Here is a 21,286-nt window from a genome sequence, read left to right as displayed (position 1 = left end):
GCGGCGGAATTACTCGAACGAGTCGGTATCGGAGGAATTAGTTCGGTTGATTCCGTTACCCTGAGGCCGTGCCCGGGGTGTGCTGATGGCGGTCGCTGCCTCTTGGCTGGGAGCGGCGTCTCGTTGATCGCCGCCTGGCCGAGGGACAACTGGCCGCTGCCAGGCCTGCCTGCGTCCCCGCGACCGGCGGATGTCCGGATGCGTCGGTGGTGGGAGGGTGCGTCGCCGCGGCTGGTTGCCACGTCAACTGGTGACATAATGCCCAGTTATCAGCGCCTCCGGTGCGGGTGCGTCGAGCCAGCGCCCGTCGACACCCGTCGATGACGATCCCGCAGCGGCTGTTCCGGGGCCGACGACGGCCACTCGCCGCAAGATCGCTCCGGCCACGGCCAGGCGGTCGCTGTCGCTCTCAGGGCCCGACGGTAACCGGCCGGCGTCCCGCTCCGGCTCAAGGCCGCGCCTCGCCCCTCACCACCCGCCGCGTCGGTCGACGCTGACTTCCGCATCCCATCGGTCGGCGCGAATGGGGTGACCGGCGGCCGGTGACCGGCGGCGCGCGGAAGGCATACGCACCTTTGCCAACTCGACCGTCGCGGCCATCCATGAGGCGAGAGCCGGTGTCATAGGGTTCGCGTCAATGAGGTGCCTGACATGTGTCTTCGATCGGGGAATCGGCATGAGTCGTCGTACGGCCGTCATCGCTATCGCCGTTGCGGGCCTGCTCGGCGTGGTCGTTATTGTCTGCCTCGCTGTCCTGCCTGGATGGCTCTACCCCTCGCTGACTACGGCAGAGCTGCATGCTGTTGCGGGGGCGGCTGATCGTATCCAGCTCCAGCAGACGCAGGCGCAACTGCAAAACGGTGTCCGCGCCAGTCTCCTTCAGACTTTCGCGGGTCTGTTGGTGGTGATCGGTGCCGCTGCTACCTGGTGGCAGGTACGGGTGAACAGGGAAGGGCAGATCACCGAACGTTTCACCCGGGCCATCGAACACGTGGGCAGCGATAACATGGATATCAGAATTGGCGGGATCTACGCGCTAGAGCGCATCGCCCGGAATTCGTCTAGCGATCGGCGCACGGTCCAGTTCATCCTGGGCGCGTTCATTCGCAATCACGCTCCATGGCACGTCGGCATGGTGAACGGCCCTGTCCATCCCACTGTCGAGGTCGATGAGCGTCCTTGGTTGCAGTTTCGAGCGGCTGACCTGCAGGCCGCGGCGGTCGTCCTGGCTCGAGCGATGTTCGCGGTCAATCGCATGTCGACGGCGGAGCCGGGAGGTGCCGAACTGTACCTGTCACGCGTCGATCTGCGTGGGCTCCAGGTCAGCCACGGTCACTTCACTGATGTCCACTTCCGATACGCGAATCTGGCGCGATCCTGGCTACGTGGTTGCCGGTTCGACCGAAGCGACTTCACCCGGGCCGATCTGCGCAAAACCTGGCTCGAGGGCGCTTCGTTCGCGAAAGCCGATCTGACCGGCGCCTACCTTGCGGGAGCGAACCTGCGAAACGCCGATCTTCGTGCGGCGATAGTGTGCGGCACCGACTTCAGTGGCTGCGATCTGACTGGAGCCGAGCTGCTCGACGCCCACGCCGATGCGGCAACGCGCTGGCCCGCCGAGTTCGACGCGGAGCGACTCGCGGTGGCAGGTGTCCAGGTCCGCACCTGACCCCCGCTTCCGGGACTCTTTCCGCAGGGCCACGGCGCAACCGTCAATCGACGGTCAAGGTCCCGGTGCTCGACGTACACGGTCTGCGGGTCTCGCGTTTTGGGTCCATGAAGTAGGCGGACCGGTGGGCCACCCGCGACGGCAGGTGAGGAACGCGATGGTATGGATGCGACAGGCGCCCCAAACCTGTGGTCAACCGCTATACCGATCCGCGCCCGCTGCGACGCGGTGGGGACAGGCCGCCGCGCAACAGCTCGTGACCGAGCGAGCCGACGATGACCAGACACAGAGCACGGCATGGGCCCGTATCAAACCGGCCCGACGGTCGGGACGGAGCCACGCGCGGCCATCTACGGAATGGCCACATGACACACGAACCGTCTTTGATAGAACCCCTGACCGGTGGGTCGGCGCCTTGCTCTGTGACTGTCCGTATTTTGAGTTATGGTCTTTGCCCGAACCGCGCGACCAGGCATCCGCTGTCGCTGGCTGCCAGATGGGGAGGCCGGGTTAGTTGATGCCGAGGACTTGCAGTGCGGTGGTCCAGTTGGTGGCGATGGCGTGGCGGGCTGCGTCGAGGTTGACGGTGTCGTTGCAGATCGCGGTGTGGATCTTGTTTTCGACGGTGTCTTTGTCGGCGGCGGTTTTGCCTCCGGCGGTGTAGCGGGGTTCGGGCCAGAGGTTTTGTGGGCTGCGTGGGTCGCCGCCGTCTTCCAGGGCGATGAGGTGGTCTTCTTCGTAGTCGGCGGTGGAGGTGTCGGTGTAGCCGTATTCGCTGATCTGCTGGATTTTCAGAGGGGTGGTGTAGGAGGTCGGTGGACGGATGGAGGAGCTGTAACCGGACACGCAGATGGTGGAGTGGATGGTGGCGGTCGTGACGTCGGGATTGTTAGCGCCGGGCTGGCAGGTCGGGTCGGGCAAAGGCAGGTAGCTCTGCCAACACGTCGACGCCGCCGTGGTCGAATGGACGCCTGCTGCCGCTGCCGGGCCTGCGATGGTGCCGCCGGCGAGGATCAGCGCACCGGCAACGACGGAAGCGACGGCGAGCCGCAGAGCGTGAGATCTCAGAGCCAGACTCATGCGTCATTCCCTTCAAGTCATAGCCGCCGCGCCTCGCCCTGCTCAGCCAAGGCTCCGCGCGTCGTCAGCACCCCCACCAGGCAAGTGCCACGCAGGGCCGTGTCACGCGGAACCGGTCGGAACGTGTCGTCAGATTGACACAGAGCAAGATCGGTTACCAGATGGAAAGCGCGAATATTTCTACCTAAACAAAGGACAGTGCGAACTACCTACCACATGACCCATGTGTCTCAACTCACCGCCTGAGATCCGCTGCCGACATTCAGTCGCGACCCGACGAGCCGTACCGGGGGATGATTGACGGACTCGCGCCGCTGAAATGATCACGACCGGCCCTTGGCGTTCGACGGCCTACCTGCGAGATCGTGCCGATCATCTGTACCGGCATGCCATCGGTTAGCTTGTCGCGTGGGTGCGGTTCAACGTTGCCTGCGCGGCGTCCAGGATCCGGCCGAACACGTGCGCCACCACAGGTGCCGCGACAACGCGGGTGACCGTCGCGCCAAATGGCAGGCGGGCCTGCATAGTGGTGGTCCAGGTGACCAGTGTCTTCCCGTCGATCTCCTGGAACGTCATGCGGCCACCGTCGTGGCGTGCCGGCGGTACGCAGCGTTCAATCACGTACTCGAAGGAATGCGGCGGTTGGTACCCGGTGATCCGCTCGCGAAACCAGCCGATCAGCCAGGTGTGCACGCGGACCGCGCCGACACCGTACGGAGCCCCCCGGCCGGGCCTGGCCAGTCGCGCGTGCAGGACCCAGCCAGTCGCCCGGTAGTTCGTCGTGGTCGCGAGCCAGTCGAAGACCTCCTCGATCGGAGCCGCGATGACCCGTCGTACGGTCACGGTTTCCACGGTTGTGGACTCCTTCCACCTCTGGTGCGCTGCTACCTAGAAGACGAGACACCTGGCTGTGCTGTGACAGTCGCGCAGCTCGAGTGTCGGATCTGTCTGGCAGTCCTACTCAACGGGAGATGGCGAATGGACGTCGGTGATCGGTTTTCTCGGCCACGAGGAACATAGCGAGATCGACCTTTTGGAGGATCTCGGCAACCAGCGCAGATCAGGTCACAACAAGTGGCACCGCCGCAGGCGTCGAGGACAACCGAGGAGGACGACCCTAAGCGAAGCCAGCGACGCCGAAGCTACGGACCAAACTAGACACGAAACAGTAGCTCACCACCGAACGAACCCACGTACACAGTCAATCCGCCGACCGCGGATCCGTTCGTTCGGGAAGGACGATCCGGTTCTGGAACCAGAATCTGCCCCCTTCCTTCGTCAGCCAGCGATCAGAGCTCCGACTGCTCGCTCGATGACCGTTCATCCAAACTGCGATGATGGCTGTCGAGGCAATAGCCCCGCACTGGATCCCGTATCATGTCGGCGGCGGGTGAAAACTGGATCTGGATCTGGCCCATTTTTCGTGATGGAAGTTGACCCGGCTCACTTTTGAGCGTCGCTAAGCGCCTGGGGTGGGTCCTGTCCGGACAACGCTACCGCCTTGGTTTTTGTTGAAATAGTTGGGAAATCTGCGGCGTGGCAGCTTGGTTCGAAGATCAACACGTGATCATATTTGATATGTGATCGATGGCGACGTGGGTGTGGTTGCCGGGTTGTTGCCGCATCTGGCGGGCGTGCTGGTGCAGGCGGTTGAGGTGCGAGCAGGTCAGGTACGTTTACGCGCCTGCCCGCGCGACAGGGACGGGCGTTGCGCACGCTGCGGAGTCGGGTCGGCGCGGGTGCACAGCCGGTATGAACCGCGCCTGGCCGATGCCTCGATCGCCGGGCAGCTGGTGACGCTGCAGCTGGCGGTGCGGCGATTTTTCTGTGACAACAACGAATGCTCAGCGACAACCTTCGTGGAGCAGGTGGAGGGGCTGACCACGCGGCATGCCCGTCGAACGCCGCTGCTGCGGCAGATGCTGGAGCGGATTGGGCTGGTTCTGGCCGGCCGCGCGGGCTCACGGTTGGCCGATCTGCTGGGAATGCCGGCCAGCCGCAGCACGCTGCTGTGGCTCATCCGCGCCATTCCCGACACCGCTCCGGCCGCCGTAAAAGTCCTGGGTGTGGACGATTTCGCGTTTCGGCGCGGGCATGTCTATGGCAGCGTGCTCATCGATGTCACCGCCGGCCGTGCCGTGGACCTTCTTCCTGACCGGGAAGCGGACACGTTCGCCGACTGGCTACGTGCCCATCCCGGCACCGAGGTGATCTGCCGCGACCGGGCCGGCGCCTACGCTGATGGCCCCAACGACGGCGCACCGGACGCAGTCCAGGTGGCCGACCGCTGGCATCTGTGGCACAACCTCGCCCAACACGTCGAAAAGGCCGTCACCCGGCACCGCGACTGCCTCGCCGAACCCACGCCCGAACCCGAACCGGACCCCGTCGTCGACCCGGCGCCGGCAGTCGATCCCGACCTCGAACGAGCAGCCACTCACGCCTCGCAGGCACGGGAACAGCAGTCCCTGCTCGCCGCTCGCACGCGTCATCGGTACGAGGCGGTGCAGGCTCTGCACGCCGCAGGCAAAGGAATCAAAGCGATCATGGACGAACTCGGGCTGGCCAAGGGAACCGTGCGCCAGTTCGTCCGCGCCGGCTCCGTGGAAGAGCTGCTGGGCAAGGTGAAAGGCCGCCGGCCCAGCATCCTCGACACATACGTGCCCTACCTGCACCAACGCTGGAACGCCGGCTGCACCAACGCCCTCACCTTGCATCAGGAGATCCGCGACCGCGGCTACCGCGGCCGCTACCAGACCCTGCGGTCCTACCTGGCCGCGTTCCGGCCACTGGCCAGCGCGCCACCCGCGCCAGCACCGCCGGTGAAGGTCCGGACCGCGACCAAATGGATCCTCACCAACCCCGCCAACCTCGAGGCCGACGACCAGCAGAAACTCATCGAAATCCTGGGCCGCTGCGACCACCTGACGACCGTGGCGCGGCATGTCACCAGCTTCGCCAAGATGCTCGTCCACCGCACCGGCGAGCAGCTCAACAACTGGATAGCCTGCATCGAGGCTGACGAGCAACCCGAACTGCGTGCCTTCACCCGCGGACTCAAACGTGACCACGCCGCCGTCCTGGCCGGCCTTACCTTTGCCCTACAGTTCCGGCACTGTTGAACGCAACGTCAACAAAATCAAGATGATCAAACGAAAAATGTACGGACGAGCCAAGTTCGACCTACTCCGAAACTCGTCCTCCACACCTAAACCAACCACTGCAGGGGCAACTTCCATCACGAAAAGTGGGCCAGATCCAAAATTCGCGCGCCGTTGACATATCAGACTCCTGTTTGGCAAAGACGCTAACGCTCATTCAATCCTGCCCGTAAATCAGGGAGGAATGCTTCAGACCTGTGGATCGGTCTGAGAAGAGCGTACCTTCCTGGGGTCGAGTAACCGGTCTCAAGCAAGCCGAAGTTGGCGCGTCGGTTGGCAAGGCACGTCGTACTCACCGGCGTCCCTGCCCCTGTGTCTGATGCCAACGACCGTTCGGTCGCGGGCGAGTCATCGTGGATCGACCAGATCGTGCGCGAAGGCGCCCGCCGGATACTGTTACGTGATCAACCGTCGCTCGACGGCGGCTTCCGGGTGCCGCGCCGCACCTCGCCTGCGGCAATCCGCAGATCTTCCAAGAAGTTCCGGTTGCACGTTACTTGTGGCGTTGAGCTATTCGACGATGCCAACTAGCGATGCTCGTGACAGGATCGCTCATGCGGATCCCCCTCGCCTGACCGCCCGTACCTGTTCTACGCGCTCAGTAACGCGATGTCCTCACGGTCAAGGACGAGATCAGCTGCCGCAAGATTCTCAATCAGGTGCTCGATGGTGGCTGTTCCGGGAATCTGCACGATGGACGGCGAGCGGGCGAGTGCCCAGGCGATGGCGACCTGGTTGGCGGTTGCGCCATGGCGGTCGGCGACGCGTTGTAGCAGGTCAGCTTTTTCGCTGGTCGTGAGGCCGTCGAGCGGCTTACGGGCAATGTAGGCGATGTTGTCGGCTGCGCATTCGTCGACAAGCGCGGAGTCGGCCTGGTTGGCGATATTGAAGGCATTCTGGACTGCTGCGATCGGCTCGGCGGTGAGACCGATTTCCTTGAGATCCTCACGTGTGGCGCCGCTGACGCCCATCTGGCGGATCAGTCCTTCGTCGCGCAGCGCCGCGAGGGAGGTGTACGTTTCTCGGACGGCCGTGGGCGTGTCGTTTTCTCGGCTGGTGTCTTCTCTGTGCAAGTACACCAGATCGAGCACATCGACGCCGAGCCTGTCCATGGCTGTCTCGATCATCGGCCGGAATTCCATTTCGACTGCCTGGCGTACAGTCTTCCCTACTCCGGTAAAGGTTCGGCTGACCTTGGTTGCGATGGTGACGTCGGCCGGAACGGGATGTATCGCAGCGTGGAGGATGTCGAGGATGTGCTCGACCGACGTCGCGCCGAACGCGACGACATCGAAGTGCCGCACTCCGAGCTCGACTGCCTGTTGTGTGAGTTCGATCTGCTCGGTGTGGTTGATTGGCTGACTGCCCGGGTCGCAACGGCAAAGTTGCGCGGTGCCAAAACCGATTCTCGGTACCGTGAGGGTCCCTCCGATATCAAGGGTCCGACCGGGTCCGGGGCCAAACGATGGGGTCATTCTGGCAGTTAACCAGCTCTGCCCGCCCTCGCGGATGTCAATCTTTATCGCGAATATCGGGCACAATAATGCCCGACTCGCATCATCGCAGGTCATCGTCTACGTTGCGATGCGCTGGAAATATGATCGGCCAGCTGACCAGAAAAAGATCTCCAGCCGGCGTCGGCTTCGCTACGATCTGTGTCGCCATCGCCCGTGACATTCCGCGTTCTCATACAGCGAGGATGGTTCGCTGGCCCCCCGGGGGCCAACGGTCCCGGCTGGCCGGTTTGCCGGTCGGTTACCTCGAGGTACGGGAGGATAAATGGGTAAGGCGCCAGGTGGGGATGACACGTGTCTTCCCCTCCGGCTCGGAGAGTCGGTACGACGGTACTGGCCTTTCGGCAAAGGTGCGTTAGGCCTGTTCGTTTTGCTGGCCGCCGCCTTTGGTCAGGAGGGCTTGTGTCTGACGGCACAGGCCCTCCTGATAGTGGGAGATGCGGTGTATGACGCTGTGAAGTAGCCGCATTTCCGCTGGGTGGGGGCCTGGTGGCCACCGGGTCCCCGCTCCACTGTTCAACATAACATCATTTTCCCTAGCCACCTGGGTAGAATAAGCGTGCCAGAGCTGCGAATGACCGTACCGACCCTGCGGGTGCTGCGGACCTTCATTGCCGACCCGGACTTGGAGCTGTTCGGGCGGCAGATATGCGACCAGACTGGACTGCCAACCGGAACCGTCCATCCGATCCTGTTCCGCCTGGAACAGCACGGCTGGCTGCACGCTCGTGAGGAACAGATCGAGCCACGGGTGGAGGGACGGGCACGCCGCCGCTACTACCAGCTCAGTGCCCGCGGCCGCGCTCGCGCCAAGGAATCCATCGACCGTACGCTTGCCCGCCGCCCCGAGCTGCGGGACATGCTCGCGATCGACCAACCGCCCGGCCGCCTGCCCGGTCAGGCACTCGCGCAACCAGCCGATCAGGCGGGTCTGCGCACTGACGACATGACCATCGCCGGGGGCTGGGACCCGTTCGAGATGAATGGGTCGGCCCTGCAGAGTATGCAATGCGACCGGGCTGCTAGATCTCTGGATGGATTGGCTGGATTTGCGTTGGACGCTCATGGGCGGCCTCCGCTGGTGCGGGATCTGACCGACATGAGCCGCATCGGCGTTAAACCCGCGATCTGGGTCGACTACCGCGGCACGCCATATCCAGCGATGTCCTCGGCCGGACGGCGGGCGCCAACGTACCTGTCGCGCGATTGCGACGACGAGCTGCGGGACGCTGTCGGTGCCGGCGGGCTTGTGGTCGTGCACGGACTGCCTGGCGCCGGTAAGACGCGCACGGCTTGGGAGGCCGTTCGGGCCTGGCCCGACCGCGCGCTGCTCGTTCCCCGGCGCGCCGACGCGCTGACGGTCCTGGCGCGGTCCGGCCTGCGGCTGACCGACGCGATCATTTGGATCGACGATCTCGGTGGAGTCTCCAGCTGCGCGATCGACGCTCTCGCCCTGTCCCGACTGTGTCCGTTCGCCAGCGGCGATCTGACGATCGTCGTGACGGCCCGCAGCACAGAATGGCAGCGGCTGTCGATGCCCTCGTCACCGTCGACAACGCTCGCCAGCGCCTACACCGGGCTCGCTCATCCTCGCTGGGTCGTCGAACTCGACCAAGAATTCACCGCAACCGAGATGACCGCAGCCAACCGCCGACCACATCGTGATCCGCGCATCATCGACGCTCTGCGGTACGGCCACCGTCGCATCCCGGCCTACCTCGGCGGCGCCGAACACGTATGGCGACAATGGAATGGCGAGCGCGCCGGCGATCAGTCCGGGATCCTAACGCTGAGCCACACGGTAGTTCGCGCGGTCCTCGACCTACACCGCGCCGGTCTGACCACCGTGTCCCGCCAGCTTGTCGACACGCTTGTTCCCGACCTCATTCCGGACGACAATGACACCGTCGTCACACCTGGCCGTCTCCGCGCCGCCGTCGAATGGGCCCTGACCGCTCCAGACGGCGTCATCCCCTGCCTCACGCTCGCCGCACTGCCCGATTCGTGCGAAACCCAGTTCATCCCGCACGGCGAACTCAGCGTCCGCACCGCCTCAACCACGATTCCCACTCGAGTCTGGGACCTGGCGATCATGTACGCATCCACCGATGAACTGCTGCGAATCGGACACGCCGCGCATCGTCACCACGAGCCCGACCGCGCACTCGGCGCGTATCACGCCGCCACAACAGCCAATAATCCAGAAGCGATGACGATCCTTGGCGCCTACCACGAGTCAGCGCACCAGATTGGTAGCGCCGAACGCTGCTATCGAACCGCCGCGATCCGGCACCGGTATGGACCCGCCGCCGCCAACATGGCACGCCTCCGGCAGCACCAACAACGCCCACAGGAGGCACTGTCCTGGTGGCGTATGGCGGCCGACGCCGGCGACCTGAACGCCCTGACCAACATAGCCGACGTCCACCTCGCCCACGGCCAAGCCGCCGAGGCGATCCGGCTCTGGACACTCGCCGCAGAAGCCGGCAACCCCAGCGCCATGCGCAAACTTGGCGACCACCTGGCCACCATAGGCGACGACGACGGATGCGCCCGATGGTGGCGACGGGCAGCCGCGACCACCGGCGACGGCACAGAAATGGCAGAACTGGCGCTGATTTTCGAAGATGCAGGGCAAGGCGAACAGGCACGCCAGTGGTGGCGACGCGCGGCGAGAGCTGACGACCCCACCGCGTACTGGCTTGTCAGCCGTAAGTCTTCCGGCGGCGACATCCACAGCCGACGACTCGACACCCCCATCGAACCTCGGCCGTCCGGTCCTGCGTGAGCAACATCCACGAACACGGCGGTTCCGCCGCCGTGCCCGGCCCACTCCGTCGGCAAGTCGTCGTGTGTGGTCTGTGCGCAGACATCTCTGAGCGAACAAATTCATGTCGCATCTACGGAGCCGCGATACCGGCGAAGCGATCGTTCGGTTGCGCCAAGTTCTGGCGATGTGGAAGCGCTCCGGCGACCAGGCCCCCACTTCGTGGGCAACCGCATAGCGGGGAATGATGCCGATGATCCCGCGCCGCCAAGACGTGGCCCGTCATATGGAACAGGCAAGGGCGGAACAGGCCGGGTGCGGACGTGGACGCATCCCGATGTCCTGACTGTGGGTGTTCGAGCCGGGTGCGCTGATCCGCAAACCGATCCCACCACGACCGACTGGCCGGCCCGACAGGCCAGGGCGGCGATCCCTTCGATGTCGTTGACCTCACGATTCAGGCGCGACTGATCGGCATAGCCGCTCTGCGCGACAACGTTCGCGGCGACGGAAGCGGCCGCGAGAAGGCGAGCCGCGAAGCACGCCAGTTGCGCGGCACGTTCGGGGTTGGTGTCGAATTCCACAACGGCTGCGCGGTTGGGATATCGAGACCGCATCCGGGCGCCGGGCGGCATTTCACTCGCAACGCGAGAAATCGGCCGTATTAGTTGTTCTGGGATTTCTGGTCGGAGACTTCCCCGTTTTTGACTCGCTCTTTGGCTCAGATTTTAGTTTTCCCCGTGTCGGCCTACTGACAGATGACCGTGCGTTGGGTTACTGTCTCGCTGCTGATCGTGGACGGGGCCGGAGGGACGACGACAATGGCACGGGGGATTCTGAGGATACGTGTGCCTGGCGCACGTCGTTCGCGCTTATTGTTCGGAAAGTACGCGCCGTCCCGTTGGGGCGCGGCGTTGTTGAGCGCCCTGGTCGCGGCGGGAATTCTCGTTTCGTGTCCGCAACCGGCCTCGGCCGGGAGTCCATCGAAGGCCCGGGCGAAACCGGCGCCGTCAGCCGTCCTTGGTGAGTCGGCGGCGTTGGCGAAGGCGCGGTCGGCGGGGGTGCCGGTTGAGGTGTCGTCGTTGACGACGGAAACGCGTGTGGTGGTGGCGAATCCGTCGGGTAGTTTCACGTTGACGCAGAACGCGCGTCCGGTGCGGGTGCGCCGGTCGGGGAGTTGGGTTCCGGTTGACCTGACACTGGTACGCGGCAGCGACGGGTCGGTCGCACCGGCGGCGGCGCCGACACAGATGGTGTTTTCCGCGGGTGGTGCTGGCCCGTTGGTGCGGATTTCCAGCGGCGCGTCGAGTCTGGCGTTGACCTGGCCGGGTGGGGCGTTGCCGGCGCCAACGTTGTCAGGTGATACGGCCACGTATGCGAATGTGTTGCCGGATGTTGATTTGCGGCTGTCGGCGGATGCGGATGGGTACAGCGAGGTCCTGGTGGTCAAGACCGCCGCGGCGGCGGCGAACCCGGCGCTGAAGGCATTGCGGTTCGGTCTGACGACCTCGGGTGTCAGCGCGGCCAAGGACCGGGCCGGCAACATCGATTTTCGCGACGGTGGCGGGAATGTTTTGTTCCACGCTCCCACTCCGACGATGTGGGACACTCCCGGCCCGGCGAGCACCCCGCAAGGTAAAGCTGCGCCGGACGCGGGTGATGGTGATCTGCCGGGTGATGAGCCGACGCGCGCGGAGATGGGGGTGGAGTTGACCGCGGGGGCGGTCACGGTGGTGCCGGATCAGGGGATGTTGACTGGTGCGGGTACGCGGTTTCCGGTGTATTTGGATCCGTCGGTGTCGGCGGGCCGGCGGGCGTGGACGTCGGTGTGGGCGTTGCATCCGACGACGTCGTTCTGGAATTCGTCGGAGAATGTCGCGCGGGTGGGGTATGAGTCCCAGGAGGGGAACACGAACCGGTCGTTTTTCTGGATGGCGACCGATCCGGTCAACCACAAGCATATTCTGTCGGCGACGTTCCGGATCAACAACACCTGGTCGTGGTCGTGCGCGGCGCGGGTGACCGAGTTGTGGTTGACGGGCGGGATTTCGGCGTCCACGACGTGGAGGTCGCAGCCGAGTTGGATGCGCCGGATCGCCACGGTGAACGCGTCCAAAGGCAACGAGGACCATGGCTGCGGCGATGGGTATTTGGAGTTCAACGCTCTCTCGGCGGTGGCGCAGCAGGCAGCGGCTGGGTGGCCGGGGGTGACGGTCGGGCTGCGGGCCAGTGAGTCCGATGAGTTCGCGTGGAAGAAGTTCCAGGCCTCCAGCGCGGCGATGATCGTCGAGTACAACACGTTGCCCAACGCGCCGACCTCGACCTCGGTGAGTGAGAACAAGCCGTGTGTGATCGGCGTCAGCCGGCCGACGATCGCCACCGCGACGCCGACGATGTATGCCACGATGCGGGACGCGGATGCCGGGCAGAACCTGCGGGCGCGGTTCCAGTGGTGGATTCCCAACGCCACCGCGCCCAGAGGCGAGTTCGTGACCGCGATGCAGAACCCCACCAACACCGTGTTCCAGGCGCAGGTGCCGGCCGGGTTGTTCGCCGACGGGGAGGACATTTCCTGGCGGGTCCGCGCCGAGGATGGCACCGACGCCGGACCGTACTCGCCGTGGTGTGAGTACCACATCAACGCCGCGCATCCCGAACACGCGCCGACGGTGACCTCGACCGATTTCCCCTCCGGCGGCGCGGTCGGCAACGGCGTGGGACGCACCGGCGTGTTCACCCTCGGCCCCAACGGTGAGAGCGGGGTGACCCGGTACGCGTACGCGTTCAACTCCACCGTCCTGGACCCCAACCGCAGCGTGCCGGCCACCGGTACGGGGATGACCGCGACGTTGGCGTTCACCCCGACGACGCAGCTGGACAACTACCTGACCGTGTGGGCGCTGAACTCGGCCGGCACACCCGGCCCGGCGACCCAGTACTCTTTCATCGTCAACACGGCCACGCCCGTGTCGGGGCAGTGGCTGTTCAACGACGCCACCGGAAACACCGCCGCCGACAGCAGCGCCGGCGGCGCGCACCCGCTGACCCTTCCCGCTTCCGGCACCAGCTGGACGACCGGTCGGGACAAGGGCGCAGTGGCGTTCGCATCGACCACATCGACCGCGGCGGCGGCTACGACCACCGGGCCGGTGGTGAGTTCCAACAAGCCGGTCACGATTTCGGCGTGGGTGTCCCTGTCCAGCGTCACCACCTCCTCCGCGGTTCTCGGATTGGCCGGGGACCGGACCACGGCGTTGTCGCTGCAGTACGTGGCGGCCAGCCACTCCTGGGCGTTGCGGGCGACCAGCGCCGACACCGACACCCCGACGGTCACCACCGCCACCGGTGGTCCGGCGCCTGCGGCCGGGGTGTGGACGCACGTCACCGGTGTCTATGACCCCGGTGGTGCCGGCGGCACGCAGTTGCGGCTCTACGTCAACGGTGTGCTGGCCGCGTCGGCCGGGTTGTCGGGGTTGTGGCCGGCTGGTGGCGGGTTGCGGGTCGGTGGTGACCTGCAGGCCGGCGCGAACACGGCCCCGTTGCAGGGAACGGTGGACGCGGTGCGGGTGTGGGACCGGGTGTTGACCAGCGAGGAAATCGCCGAGGTGGCCACCGAGGCGGTGCTGATGGGTCGCTGGGGGTTCGACGAGGGCACCGGCACGACCACGGCGGATCTGTCTGGTCATGGCAAGACCGCGACCGGAACGAACATGGGCTGGGCTGAACGCCCACCGGGGTTCGCGTTCGATGGCGACGGCGTCAGCGCGTACGCGACCACCGCCGGGCCGGTGGTGCGCACCGACACCAGTTTCACGCTCACCGCGTGGGTTCGGGTGGTCAACCCGACCACCTACGCCGGCGTGGTCTGCCAGGACGGCGCGGTCAGCAGCGGATATTTCCTGCAGTACCGCAAAGACACCAACCGATGGTCGTTCGCGATGCCGGCCACCGACACCATCAACCCCACCCAGGTCCGCATCGACTCCACCGTGGCCGGCATCGACCCGGACGCCCCACAGGAATGGGTGTTCCTCACCGCGGTCTATGACGGGCCACACAACCAGATGCGGCTCTACGTCAACGGCATCACCTCCGGCGACACCGGACCAGCCGCCGCACCAGCGCCGGCCGCCGTGTGGAACGCGACCGGCCCAGTGCATATCGGCGCCTGCCGCTACAACAGTGGCCTGTGGAACCAATGGCCCGGACAACTGGACGACGTACGCGTCTACACCGGTGTCCTGACCGACCAGCAAATTTTTGACACCTACAACGAAACACCCTAGAAACCACCACCGCGCCCACCCTCCGCCACGCCCATCACGGGGGCAGATGCGGCGGGAGTACGGCACCGACGTAGTCCAGGTTCGTTTCCTCGCGTCACCGCGGCCCCGCGGGTGACCGTTCGGCAGTGGGAGGCCCGCTGTGCACCGCGCAACCCGTGCAACGACCCGCGCAGAGAAACCACCGACGACCCGGATCCACGTCCGTGTCGCCATCGGTGCCGCCATCGACGACACCGTTGCGAACCCTGTTCGTGTAGTGCTGCGGATGGCTGGTGTGTCCTCCAGCGCGGACCTGCGTGCCCGGGGCGCCGCGGTCGCGGTGAACGCGCGCCATCGTGCGTTCCTGTTGGTGGCCGCGGCCGTGGCGGTGTTGCTGGCGATCACGTTGCCGGCGACCTGGAACCCGCGCCCGGCCAACGCCGCCGTGCCCGGCGCGCCAGCGGCGCCGCCGTCGTTGCCGGACGGGAACAAACGCGTCCCCACCCACCCGCTGGCCTCCCGGCCGGCCGCGCACCATCCGGCGCCGCGGTTCACACCCGAACCGGTGGTGTGGCCCACTGGTACGGCCACCGCCGACCTGGCAGCCACACCGACCGGCGGAGCAGCGGCGGCACCCGCGCGGGCCGGTGCGCTGCCGATCTGGCTCACCAGCCAACCACCGCACGCGGCCACCAACCACAGCAGCACCAAGGCGAGTCCGCCGGCGACGGTGTTGGCCGGCCGCAAGATCCGGGTCGCGTTCGCCGACCGCGCCCGCACGGACAAGGCGGGGATCCTGGGATCCCTGTTCTCGGTCACCGACACTGGTGTGCTGCCCGCACCCGGCGGCCCAGCGAAAGCCGATGCGGTGCCTGATGGCACCCCGGTCACGATCACGTTGTCCTATGACGGGTTCGAGCAGGCCTCCGGTGGCGACTACGCCAACCGGCTACGGCTCTACACCGTCCCGGCCTGCGCGCTCACCACGCCCTCGGCGCCGGCGTGTCAGCTCACCGCGTTGCCGACCAGCAACAACGCGAAGAAAAAGACCCTCACCGCGGCGGTGCCAGCCGGTCAGACGCCGCACTACTACGCCGCCGCGGCCGCCGTGGACGGCAACGCCGGCACCTTCGCCGCCACCTCCCTGTCCCCATCGGCGACCTGGTCAGCCGGCGGTTCCGGCGGCGGATTCAACTGGTCTTACCCGCTGCGCGTACCACCATCGGTCGGCGGCCAGGCACCCAGCCTGGCGCTGGGCTACTCGTCCAGCTCGGTGGATGGCCGGGTGGCCGCGACCAACAACCAGCCCTCCTGGATCGGCGACGGCTTCGACCTGCGGATGGGCTACATCGAACGCCGATACCAGGCCTGCACCGACGACATGACCGGCGGCAACCAAGGCACCACCAAAACCGGGGACCTGTGCTGGCAACGCGACAACGCCACCATCTCGTTGAATGGCAAGGCCACCGAGCTCGTCCACGACGCCAACCACCCTGACGTGTGGAAACTGCGCGTCGATGACGGCACCCGCGTCCAACACAAAACCGGCACCTCCAACGGCGACCTCGGCGAAACCGGCGACACGGGGGAGTGGTGGATCGTCACCACCCCGGATGGCACCCAGTACTGGTTCGGGAAAAACCAGCTCCCGGGGTGGACCAGCGGGAAACCGGAAACCAACTCCACCGACACCGTCCCGGTGTTCGGCAACCACACCGGCGAGCCCTGCAACAAATCCACCTACGCCGCCTCCTGGTGTTGGCAGGCCTACCGGTGGAACCTGGACTACATCCTGGACCCCAACGGCAACGCGCAGGCCTACTACTACACCAAGGAATTCAACTACTACGGCCTGAACCTCAAACCCGCCAGCCGCACCGCCTACATCGCCGGTGACTACCTCACCAAAATCGAATACGGTTTCCGCGACGGCTCCGCATACACCACCGGCACCACCACCGGCAACACCGGCCCGACCGCGCAGATCTCCTTCGACGTTGCCGAACGCTGCATCCCCAGCGGCTCGGTCACCTGCGCACCCTCACAACTGAACGCCACCACCAAAAACTCCTGGCCCGACGTGCCGTTCGACCGGATCTGCCCAGTCAACACCGACTGCACCAACCGGCTCAGCCCCGCGTTCTTCACCCGGAAAATGCTGGCGAAAATCACCACCCGGATCTGGGACACCCCCACCGTCAAATTCCGCGACGTGGACTCCTGGACCCTGGGCCACTCCTTCCCCTCACCCGGCGACACCTCACCCAACGCACTGTGGCTGGACTCGATCACCCACACCGGCATGGTCGGCGGCACCGCCACCATCCCAGCCGTCACCTTCGACTCCATCCAAATGCCCAACCGCGTCGACGGCCTCGGCGACTGCTGCGTAGCGCTGAACCGCCGCCGGATCTCCGCCATCCACAACGAAACCGGCGGCACCACCTCCATCACCTACTCACCAAAGCAGTGCGTCCGCGGAAAGACGATGCCGGCCTCGCCGGACAGCAACACCTACCGCTGCTTCCCCTCCTACTGGCAGGCACCGGATGCCACCGAGCCGACTTTGGACTGGTTCCACAAATACGTCGTCACCCAAGTCACCGACGCCGACGGCATCGGCCTGGCACCCACCATGGTCACCAACTACGCCTACGACAGCCATGGTGTGGCATGGCACTGGGACGACGACGAACTGTCCCCGTGGAAATGGCGCACCTGGTCGGAATACCGCGGCTACGAAACCGTCACCACCACCAAAGGCGAAACCGGGCAGACCCAGTCCTCCACCATGACCCGCTACTTCCGCGGCATGGACAGCGACCGCAAAGCCAACGGCACCACCCCAGCAGTCAACATCACCGACACCGACGGCGGCACCACCCGCGACGCCTGGCCGCTGGAAGGCCTCGCCCGCGAAACCGTCACCTACGACGGCGCCGGCGGCCCCATCCTGTCCGGCACCATCACCGACCAAGGAATAACCGGTCCCACCGCCACCGAAAACAAAGACGGCCGCGGCGGCATCAACGCCTACATGGTCAACCCCACCGCCACCCGCACCCGCACCGCCCTAGCCGCCGGCGGCTGGCGCCGCACCCAAACCACCACCACCTACAACGCCTACGGACAACCCACCCAGCTCGACAACCAAGGCGACACCGCAACCACCACCGACGACCAATGCACCCGCACCACCTACGTACCCAACACCACCGCCTGGCTGACGAACTATCCATCGCGGGTCGAAACCGTCGCTAAGAACTGCGCCACCACCCCCAACCGGCCAGACGACATCATCACTGACGTGATCACCAGCTACGACAACCACGCCAACACCGACCCGCCGTCGGCCGGCAATCCGACGAATGTCGAGAAAGTCAACGGTTGGGACACGAACGCAAGCCGCGCTACTTACCTCACCACTGCCACCCATACCTATGACCTCTATGGTCGGCTACTCACCGCAGCGGACGCCAAGAACAATAAAACGACGACCAGTTATTTGCCGACCAACGGTGGACCTGTCACCGCCACAACGGTCACCAACATGCTCGGCTTTACTGCCGTGACTACCCTTGAACCAGCATGGGGTCAACCGCTCTACGTCATCGACGCCAACAATGAACGCACAGACGCCACATACGATCCTCTCGGGCGGCTGACGCAGATCTGGAACACCGATCACAGCAAAGCTAACTACCCCACGCAGCCCAATATTCAGTACAACTACCTCGTCCGCTCTACAGCCCCGTCAGCGGTCACCACGCAGGCACTCCTCGACAGCGGCGCATATCTCACGTCACGCGTTCTCTACGACGGATTCCTCCGAACACGGCAAACACAATCCCCCAGCAGCGGTGGCAGGCTCATCACCGACACCGTCTATGACTCACGCGGCCTCACTAAAGCAACAAAAACCTATGCTGACAGCAATCCAGTCGACACCACGATCGCCAGTACCACCGACAACCTCATCTCTGACCAGACGATCACCAACTACGACGGCGCCGAGCGCCCTGTTCTCAGCGCGCTGCTCGTGTACGGCCAAGAAAAATGGCATACCAGCACTGCGTACGGCGGCGATCGCGTTACCACCACGCCACCTCAGGGTGGCACACCGACAACGACAATCAACGACGCGCAAGGTCGTACAATTGAGCTACGGCAATTCCACACAACGGCCGCCAACGGCCCGTACGACAGCACCACCTATACCTACGATCCACGCGGCAACCGAGCCATCATAAAAGACCCAGTTGGAAACACGTGGAGTTATCACTATGACATCCGCGGCCGACAAATCAGCAGCACCGATCCAGACAGAGGCACCACCCGAACCACCTACGATGACTTGGATCGACCGGCGACGATTACCGATGGCCGTGGACAAACAGTCGCGAACGTCTACGACGCCCTCGGTCGAAGGACTGAGCTCCGCGATGACACAGCCACGGGCGCACTCCGCGCCTCGTGGACATATGACACACTTGCCAAGGGGCAACTCTCATCGTCAACTCGTTTCGACAACGGCAACGCATACACCATCTCGGTTACCGGTTACGACAATGCCTATCGGCCCCTAGGCACCACCTACACAATCCCTGATAGCGAGGGATCACTTGCTGGCAGCTACAGCTTCAAAGCCGGCTACACGATGACAGGGCGTGTCGGCAGCCAGAGCTATCCAAAAACGCCCGGTCTGAACGCCGAAACTGTCACCACGAGTTACAACAACTTCGGCCAGCCCAATACCCTCAACGCCGGCGCAACTCCCTATATCAGCTCGACGCAGTACACCGACTTCGGTGAACTCCAGAAGGTCAGCCTCAACAGCGCCAACATCAGCGCTGACCACTCGTTCAGCTACGAAATCGGTACTCATAGACTCAACCGGACACGTGTCGTCAGCCTCGACGTCACCGGCGGCCCGGTCATCGAAGATAAGGCCTACAGCTACGATGACGCCGGGAACGTTACGAGACTCGCTGACGCAGCCTCAACAAATCCTGACACCCAATGTTTCCGTAACGATTACCTTCAACGCCTCGTCGAAAGTTGGACACCGGCGAGTGGCGACTGCGCGATCGACGCGGCTAGCGCACCTCTTGGCGGCGCGGCGCCGTACTGGCAATCATTTGCCTACGACATAACCGGTAACCGCATCAGCAAAACTGACCACGCCGCCCCAGTACCGCTGGCTGTTGCAAAAGCCAACACCCAGGATACTTCCCCTGGTCTCGGCCACTCCACCGCGAGCGCCGACAGCACAACCACCTACACCTACCCGCAACCCGGCACGGCACATCCACACGCCGTCCAGACCGCCACCACCAACGGAACAACCCGCACATACGGCTACGATGATGCCGGCAACACCCTCAACGGTGCATATGCAGATGCCGGCGCCACCACATTCACATATGACGCCGAAGGCAATCCGGTCACTAGCAGAGACGCCGGTGGCACCACCACCTATGTTTACGATGCCGACGGCAACCTCCTCCTTACCCGCGCACCAGCCAAGACGACCCTCCTACTCGGTAACACAGAACTCAGCCTGGACGCCGGAGCGACGACACCAACCACCACCCGCTACTACAGCTATGCTGGCTCCACCGTCGCTAGCCGAACTGCTAGCAGCCTCACATGGACAATTGCTGACAAGAACGGCACCGCACAGATCGCGATCGACACCTCCACTAAACAGATCAGCCGACGCTGGTACACACCCTTCGGAGAATCGCGCACGCCGGCTGTGCGCAGTGCTTGGCCCAACAGCCGTGGATTCGTTGATGGCACTGTCAGTAGCGCCACTACCCTGACTCATCTCGGCGCACGCGACTACGACCCGGCGACGGGGCGTTTCACCACCGCTGATCCGCTTCTTGCTGCTGACAATCCACAGCAACTCAACGGATACGCCTACGCCAACAACTCGCCTATCACCTCCAGCGACCCCACCGGACTGCTCCCCTACATCGAACACGGCTCCGACGGGGATTACTGCATCTACCAGTGCGGTTCCTACGGTAAAGACGGCGGCAACAACCGCAACAATAATTGTGGCCATACGAGATATTGTTCACGGCATCCCCGACCGCTACCGGGCGACCTCGACAACTATCGCCGCAGTATCAGCGGCGAGGATGGTGACATGCCCGGTTCGTACAAGAGGAACCGGTGCCTACAAACGCCCGTTGGGTGTTTGACGGCTCCACCACCAAAACCGCAGATCAATAACCCGGATGATGATCCTTGGATCAACATCGGCCACATGTGTATTGGTCTTCCATACAGCGGATCGACTGTGTGTCCGTACCGTCCGCGGCAGACCCAAGCCATTGCCGAGAACGAGTTCAACGGTCTTCTTCTCCTTGCTGAGTGGGCACCGGTCGTCGGCCCGATAGCTCGTAGTGCTGCTGGTTCCATAGCGCGTGGTCTTCGCGCCGCACGCGCTGCTGGCGCAGCCGAGGAGGCCGGTGCGGCGGAGAGTGGAATGTCGGGCAGTCGAGTGCCGTGGCAATTCCGCAGCGACTATCCAGAAGTGATCATCGACGGGCGCAGCTACGCCGAGATCAATGGACGTCTGTATACGCGGCATGCTCTGGATCGGATGACGCCAAGTGGATACGGCACCGCCGCGGGTGGCGACTACGGGAGATCCATTCCTCCAAGTTATGTAGAAGAGGTCTTGGACAGCCCGTTCACGGCACGGAATGGGATCAAGGGACCACATGGAGAAGACCGGATCTCAAATGTCAACGGCTCCCTGACCGTGATCACCGAGCACGGTATCGTCATTACGGTGATAACGAGGTGATGAC

Annotated in this window: 9 protein-coding genes; 6 read left to right on the top strand and 3 right to left on the bottom strand. The window is 64.5% G+C overall.

What is annotated here, in order from left to right; all coding sequences use genetic code 11:
* Nucleotides 1–676: 676 nt before the first annotated feature.
* Nucleotides 677–1,669 carry a pentapeptide repeat-containing protein gene (locus GNX95_RS31190; RefSeq protein WP_163511252.1) on the top strand — a complete coding sequence of 331 codons (993 nt, stop codon included), beginning with the start codon at nt 677–679 and terminating at the stop codon, nt 1,667–1,669.
* 510 nt (nt 1,670–2,179) lie between these two features.
* Here the strand turns inward: GNX95_RS31190 and GNX95_RS31185 are convergent.
* Together GNX95_RS31185 and GNX95_RS31180 are read right to left on the bottom strand one after the other, a co-directional pair.
* A complete protein-coding gene (locus GNX95_RS31185; RefSeq protein WP_163511251.1) occupies nt 2,180–2,749 on the bottom strand; it encodes a hypothetical protein in 570 nt (189 codons plus the stop codon).
* A gap of 396 nt (nt 2,750–3,145) precedes the next feature.
* Entirely contained in the window at nt 3,146–3,601 is a 456-nt protein-coding gene (locus GNX95_RS31180) for an SRPBCC family protein (protein WP_163511250.1), read from the bottom strand.
* Nucleotides 3,602–4,329: 728 nt separating this feature from the next.
* On the opposite strand from GNX95_RS31180, the gene GNX95_RS31175 reads away from it, so the two are divergent.
* A complete protein-coding gene (locus GNX95_RS31175) occupies nt 4,330–5,871 on the top strand; it encodes an ISL3 family transposase (RefSeq protein ID WP_222854064.1) in 1,542 nt (513 codons plus the stop codon).
* Between the two features lie 351 nt (nt 5,872–6,222).
* A complete protein-coding gene (locus tag GNX95_RS31170; RefSeq protein WP_163511249.1) occupies nt 6,223–6,441 on the top strand; it encodes a hypothetical protein in 219 nt (72 codons plus the stop codon).
* Between the two features lie 59 nt (nt 6,442–6,500).
* Here the strand turns inward: GNX95_RS31170 and GNX95_RS31165 are convergent, their stop codons facing one another.
* The gene (locus tag GNX95_RS31165; RefSeq protein WP_163511248.1) at nt 6,501–7,385 is read right to left on the bottom strand and encodes an aldo/keto reductase; all 885 of its coding nucleotides are present in this window, start codon (nt 7,383–7,385) and stop codon (nt 6,501–6,503) included.
* Nucleotides 7,386–7,998: 613 nt separating this feature from the next.
* Here GNX95_RS31165 and GNX95_RS31160 point away from each other — a divergent pair.
* The 3 genes from GNX95_RS31160 to GNX95_RS43915 all read left to right on the top strand — a co-directional run bounded on the left by GNX95_RS31160 (nt 7,999) and on the right by GNX95_RS43915 (nt 21,282).
* Complete coding sequence (locus GNX95_RS31160) at nt 7,999–10,212, top strand: helix-turn-helix domain-containing protein (RefSeq protein WP_163511247.1); 2,214 nt, start codon at nt 7,999–8,001, stop codon at nt 10,210–10,212.
* A gap of 827 nt (nt 10,213–11,039) precedes the next feature.
* Nucleotides 11,040–14,477, top strand: coding sequence for a LamG-like jellyroll fold domain-containing protein (locus GNX95_RS31155; protein WP_163511246.1), 3,438 nt, complete (start codon nt 11,040–11,042; stop codon nt 14,475–14,477).
* A 139-nt stretch (nt 14,478–14,616) separates the two neighbouring features.
* Complete coding sequence (locus GNX95_RS43915; protein ID WP_163511245.1) at nt 14,617–21,282, top strand: RHS repeat-associated core domain-containing protein; 6,666 nt, start codon at nt 14,617–14,619, stop codon at nt 21,280–21,282.
* The last annotated feature ends 4 nt before the right edge of the window (nt 21,283–21,286 follow it).

Source organism: Fodinicola acaciae (assembly GCF_010993745.1).
Lineage (GTDB): Bacteria > Actinomycetota > Actinomycetes > Mycobacteriales > HKI-0501 > Fodinicola > Fodinicola acaciae.
Note: the sequence above shows the minus strand (reverse complement) of the source record. Positions and strands in the feature narration are given on the sequence as shown.

Coding starts and splice junctions, on each gene's coding strand:
- GNX95_RS31190 (WP_163511252.1), top strand. CDS start 677: ATGAGTCGTCGTACGGCCGTCATCGCTATCGCCGTTGCGGGCCTGCTC.
- GNX95_RS31185 (WP_163511251.1), bottom strand. CDS start 2,749: ATGAGTCTGGCTCTGAGATCTCACGCTCTGCGGCTCGCCGTCGCTTCC.
- GNX95_RS31165 (WP_163511248.1), bottom strand. CDS start 7,385: ATGACCCCATCGTTTGGCCCCGGACCCGGTCGGACCCTTGATATCGGA.
- GNX95_RS31160 (WP_163511247.1), top strand. CDS start 7,999: ATGACCGTACCGACCCTGCGGGTGCTGCGGACCTTCATTGCCGACCCG.